This window comes from bacterium, from assembly GCA_019912885.1.
In the GTDB taxonomy this organism is placed as follows: Bacteria; Lernaellota; Lernaellaia; order JACKCT01; family JACKCT01; genus JAIOHV01.
In genome coordinates, this window is sequence record JAIOHV010000100.1 from 1 (window position 1) to 5,116 (window position 5,116).

At 52.7% G+C, this 5,116-nt stretch carries 3 protein-coding genes; all 3 read left to right on the forward strand.

Annotated elements, in window-relative coordinates; genetic code table 11:
* A partial coding sequence (locus tag K8I61_08460) for a hypothetical protein (protein ID MBZ0272055.1) occupies positions 1-1,449 on the forward strand: 1,449 nt, incomplete at its 5' end.
* 326 nt (positions 1,450-1,775) lie between these two features.
* Complete coding sequence (locus tag K8I61_08465; GenBank protein MBZ0272056.1) at positions 1,776-3,335, forward strand: hypothetical protein; 1,560 nt, start codon at positions 1,776-1,778, stop codon at positions 3,333-3,335.
* A gap of 221 nt (positions 3,336-3,556) precedes the next feature.
* Positions 3,557-5,116, forward strand: a complete 1,560-nt coding sequence (locus tag K8I61_08470; protein ID MBZ0272057.1) for a hypothetical protein — start codon at positions 3,557-3,559, stop codon at positions 5,114-5,116.

Here is a 5,116-nt window from a genome sequence, read left to right on the forward strand (position 1 = left end):
ATTCCCGACCGCCCCGCCCCGTCCTGGTCCTATCCGGCAAACGGCGACCATCCGGACTGGAACGAAAATCTTGACGGCCCGACGATCGTTTTTCTCGATGTGAACGGTGACGGCTATGACGACCTGCTGTTAGGATACGGACACCTTAATTTTGAATCCGGCAAAAGTGAGCAAGACTCGAGCACGATCCTGGTATTTTTCGGGAGCGCGGACGGCTTGTCGGCCGAGCCGGACCAATATCTGTTTCGAGACGATTCGAGCATTTTTGCACAAGACATCCAGAATGCTGGCGATGTCAACGGCGATGGCTTTGACGATCTCCTGGTTCACGATTGGGCTGGCTGGATAGGCCGGTTCTTTCTTTTCTACGGGGCTCCTGTTGGCTTTAACACGGATGCTGTCGAAGTCCTTCCGGGTGATTTTCAAACGCGTTATGATTATTCGGATCCAGTTGCGGCCAATATTGATATCAACGGCGATGGATTCAGCGACATTGTAATAGTGCGACACATTGCAAACGGCACGCCCGAACACTCTGACGACGTCTACATCGTCGATGTAATTACCGGCAAAGAATCATTTAGTATACTTGATGCTCCCAGTTGGGATAGAACATATGAGGGCGGTACAAAAGCCAGAGGTATCGTCGCTCTTGGCGATATCAATGGTGACGGATGCGACGATTTTTCGATTTGCGCGTACGATTCCAATATTGATCGTGTATATCTTGACTTTTTCTACGGGAGTGAGACGAAACCCGGCGACCAACCGGATGACACCGTGACGGGTTATTCAACGGACTTCCCTACTTGGTGTTCTATCGGACGTGCGGGGGACATCGATGCTGACGGGTACGACGACTTATGGGGATTCGACTATTATACCGGTAATTTTTACGCGATTTATGGGTCAGGCATCGGAATTCTACCAGTTCGTACTCAATTAATTTCACCGCCGACACAAGACGCCTCATTATATTCAGCAAAATATCTTCGCGACATTAACAACGATGGTTACGATGATCTGGCGATTTCGACAGCTGGAGAGGTGATCCGCGTCATGTTTGGTACCGCTTCCGGCCTTGATACGGCGTCGTACTGGGAATACGACTGGAACGATTTCACGTACAGCTATATCCCCTATATCGGCTACGACCTCGGCGGCGAAGGCGGCGACGTCCAGAACAACGGATCGGCTGATTTTGCCTGGACCGCGCAAAATTACGTCGGTCCCGGATCGTACGAAATGCAGACCCATGTGTTTTTCATGCCGGGCTCGACAACGTCAACGAGTACGACAACCGTGAGCTCGACAACGACGACCACCACAACGACGCAACTCGAAATCGACGACGACTCCGGCATTCCGCTCGACGACGACGCAGGCGACGCGGCGGGCGACGCGGCGGACGGCGAGGAGGACGACGAGGAGGGATGCTGCGGGTGTTGAAGTAGAAGTCGCGCGCCGCGTTTCGTGATATCGTTTGGTGTCGGCGCGGAGAGAAACAGAGCCGCGACCGTGAGGGAGCGGGTGGTCACGCTCCGCCACGGCGCGTGTCTTGCCGCGATGACGGAGCCGCGCGCGGCCCGCGCGCCGTAGCATTGGCGAAGGCGCGTGAGCAAGCGGCCGCCCGGGACGCGCCCTGCGCCGGCTGTTCGAAAGTCCTGCAAGGTACACGGCGCCGAACGAAGGTGAAATTGGGGATCGTTTGTCGGAGGTGTGATCATTTTCGCCGAGGGCGACAGGCGATGTGTCGATATCGGAAATATTCGTTTTTGTTCGACGTTCGCGAAGTGTCTCGACGCGTTTTCCTCGTCATTCTATTCGCCGCGGCGCCTTTTTTTTGCCGAAGTGATGTGAACGCTTTTGCTTACGACTGGATTCCGGATATTCCGACCTGGGATTTTTCAGAAACGAACGGGTCCCAATCCGGCGCGTTCCTGCTTTCGGGACTCGATTTGAACCGCGACGGATACGACGATCTCGTCGTCGGATTCCCGACCTTGAATTATGAAACGGGATCAACAGGTCTTTATGGTGGTTCCGTCCTCGTTTTTCTTGGAAGTGACGGCGGGTTACCGGCCGCTTCGAACGCGGTGATCGTTCGCAACGATTCACCGAACTATGCCGGATCACTTGCCGACGGCGGTGATTTGGATGGCGACGGCTTTGGGGATCTTGTTCTCCCCGATTCACAATGGCCATTTGGTCATCGATCATCCGGCCGCGTTTTTATCCATTACGGAACCCCATCGGGTATTTCGACGGCCCCCGACAAAACCATCGCCGGCGAGACAGACGTGTACGATATCGGAGGCGCCTGGGCGTCGAATCTCGATATGAACGGCGACGGCTATTCGGATTTGTTTTTCTCGTACCGAGAGGCGAACGCGACCCCGAGCGAAATCGACGATACCGCGGGCGTCCGAGGGTTTTATGGCAGCGTTAACGGAATCGGCGACGTTCCGGATTGGTCGATCGTTGTGCCGGATTGCGCTCCGGTTGGCTTGAAAATGGAGGCGGCGGGCGACGTTAACGGCGACGGCTTCGGCGACATCATCGTATTTTGCACCTACGGGTCGGAGTTCGTTCGCGTTTATTACGGTTCGGCGCAAGGTCCGGGCGCGTCACCAAATTTGGAAGTCGCATCCGATGACCCGCACGTTTTTGATTGGCTTGGTATTCGTCGGGCGGGCGACATCAACGGCGATCAAGTCGACGATCTCATCAGCACAAATCCATACGACGAAATTTCGCGTGTTAAGCCTCTTTTTCTATTTTTTGGAAGTCCCGATGGGATTTCAAAAGTACCGTCCACGACGCTAGAAATCCAAGAGCCGACGGGGGAATATATTTCCAACGTCACGTTCGCATTTTTCTCCCGTTGCAACGACGTCAATCATGACGGTTTCGGGGACGTAATTTTCAATGTCGACCACGCGTTTGTTGCGCTGCTTCATGGGAAAGGTGACGGCCTTGAAAATGAGTACTCTTGGATAATAAACGACTTCGATTTATCTCTTTATACAATTGGCGTTTCGTCAACCTTTTCGGACACGAACGGCGACGGACGTTGCGACGTATTCCTTTCGGGATTCGAAACGAATAAATACGAATTCTATAATCGCGTCCTTGGATTTTATGGAAGCGGCACCCTTGATTCGACAACGACGACAAGCACAACGACAACCACGACGACGATTCCGACGAACGACGATCCCGCTGATGACGACGACGCCTCCGCGGACGATGACTCCGGCATTCCGCTCGACGACGACGCAGGCGACGCGGCCGACGGCGAGGAGGACGACGAGGAGGGGTGCTGCGGGTGTTGAAATAGAACCCTCTGCGGAAGCTGAAGCGAGGAATTTCATGAGGTTCCAACTATTTTCCGTTGTCTCAAGCTGGAGTGGACTTTGAACGACGTATTCGGCGTTTGGCGAGCTTTCGTCGCATGTGTCGTGTCGATAGGACACGGCCGCTTCCGCTTGAAAAGCGCGGCTCATCGCCAAGCCCTGTGTTGTGAATCATGAATGCGTTGATACGCGTCCTATTGATGCGTTTCGTATTTGCGGCATTTTTCCCGCTCTGGATTTTGGGGAGCGCATTCGCAGCGTTCGCCGCCGGTCTTCCGCCGACATCGAGTTGGCACTTTCCACCGCAGAGCGACGATGTAATCGTATGGAACTCAAGTTTCGAGCTATCCGTCGTATTGACCGGTTTTGACGCAAACCAAGACGGATTTGACGATGTTGTATTAGGATTTCCGCAAATCGACTACGCGAACAATACATTTGACGAAAACTCTGGCACGATATTTCAATTCTTGGGAACAAAATACTTTTCTGACAACGACTTTTCATATATAACTCGTTCCGATTCTCTAAGTTTTGCGTCGCGCTTAATTCACGGCGGCGACATAAACGGCGACAAATATGAAGATATAATTGTTCATGACCCGGCATGGAACATCACTGCCGACGGCGCGAAAGGTCGAATGTTTATCTACTTTGGCTCGGAATTTGGCCTGAGTGAAACGAGTGCAACGATCGTCGAAAATAAATCTGCTGAGCGGTTTGAGTATTGTTTGGTCGGCGACGGAAACGGTGATATGAATAATGATGGTTACGACGACTATTTCTGTTCCCGCAGAATTTCGAATGAAACAAGCGGCATAGAGGATGACGTCGTCGTAGTCGATGGCCACTATGGATCACCGAATGACGAAATGCATTCAAGCAGTGATTGGGAAATCGCTTATGCCGATTGTCACCCTCAAAGTCTTCGAATTACCGTTATCGGCGATGTCAATGGCGATCACTTCGACGATCTATTAATTAGCTGCCATTACGGAGCCGATAGGTCCGTGTATATTTACGACGGAGGCCCGATGGGATTGGGAAAGACGCCGAGTCAAATTTTCGACGAATACACCACGAATTTGGATTCATGGAAGTATGCCACTCGTATTGGCGATCTCAATGGCGATGGATTCGATGATGTAATTTCAAGTAACGATTACGAAAGTGCGCTCGTTGCTAAAGAAATATACGTATTTTACGGCAGCTTGCAAGGGGTACGGGATGCGCCTGATGAGGTCATATCGATAGGCGATCTTGGAACATTTGTATCAGGGATTTATTTTATAAGATCACCGACGGCGCGCGATTTTAACGCCGATGGCATCGCGGATATCTTTTACTCCGCCAACGTAAGCACCATGCGCCTATTATGTGGATCACCTGATGGTTTTGAAGGCAAGCCTTGCTGGGAGGCGAGCGTTTACGAGCTCTCGCCGCCGATGATGTTCGGGGGCTGGTCAATGAGTTCAGGATATATTGACGAGGATAGCATGGCTGACGTCGTCATATCGACGGCAAAGTATGGTATTGAAAAAGCCGATCTCGGCTACGAGAATTACGCGTTTGGTTTCATTTCGGCTTCGGCGTCCTCAACGACGACAAGCACAACGACAACCACGACGACGATTCCAATGGACGACGACGCGACGGATGATGACGCGACGGACGACGACTCCGGCATCCCGCTCGACGACGATGCGCGCGACGCGGCGGACGGCGAGGACGATGACGAGGAGGGGTGCTGCGGGTGTTAA

What these genes read in the sequence shown, in the direction of transcription:
- K8I61_08470 (MBZ0272057.1), top strand. Translation starts at nt 3,557, where the DNA reads ATGCGTTTCGTATTTGCGGCATTTTTCCCGCTCTGGATTTTGGGGAGC.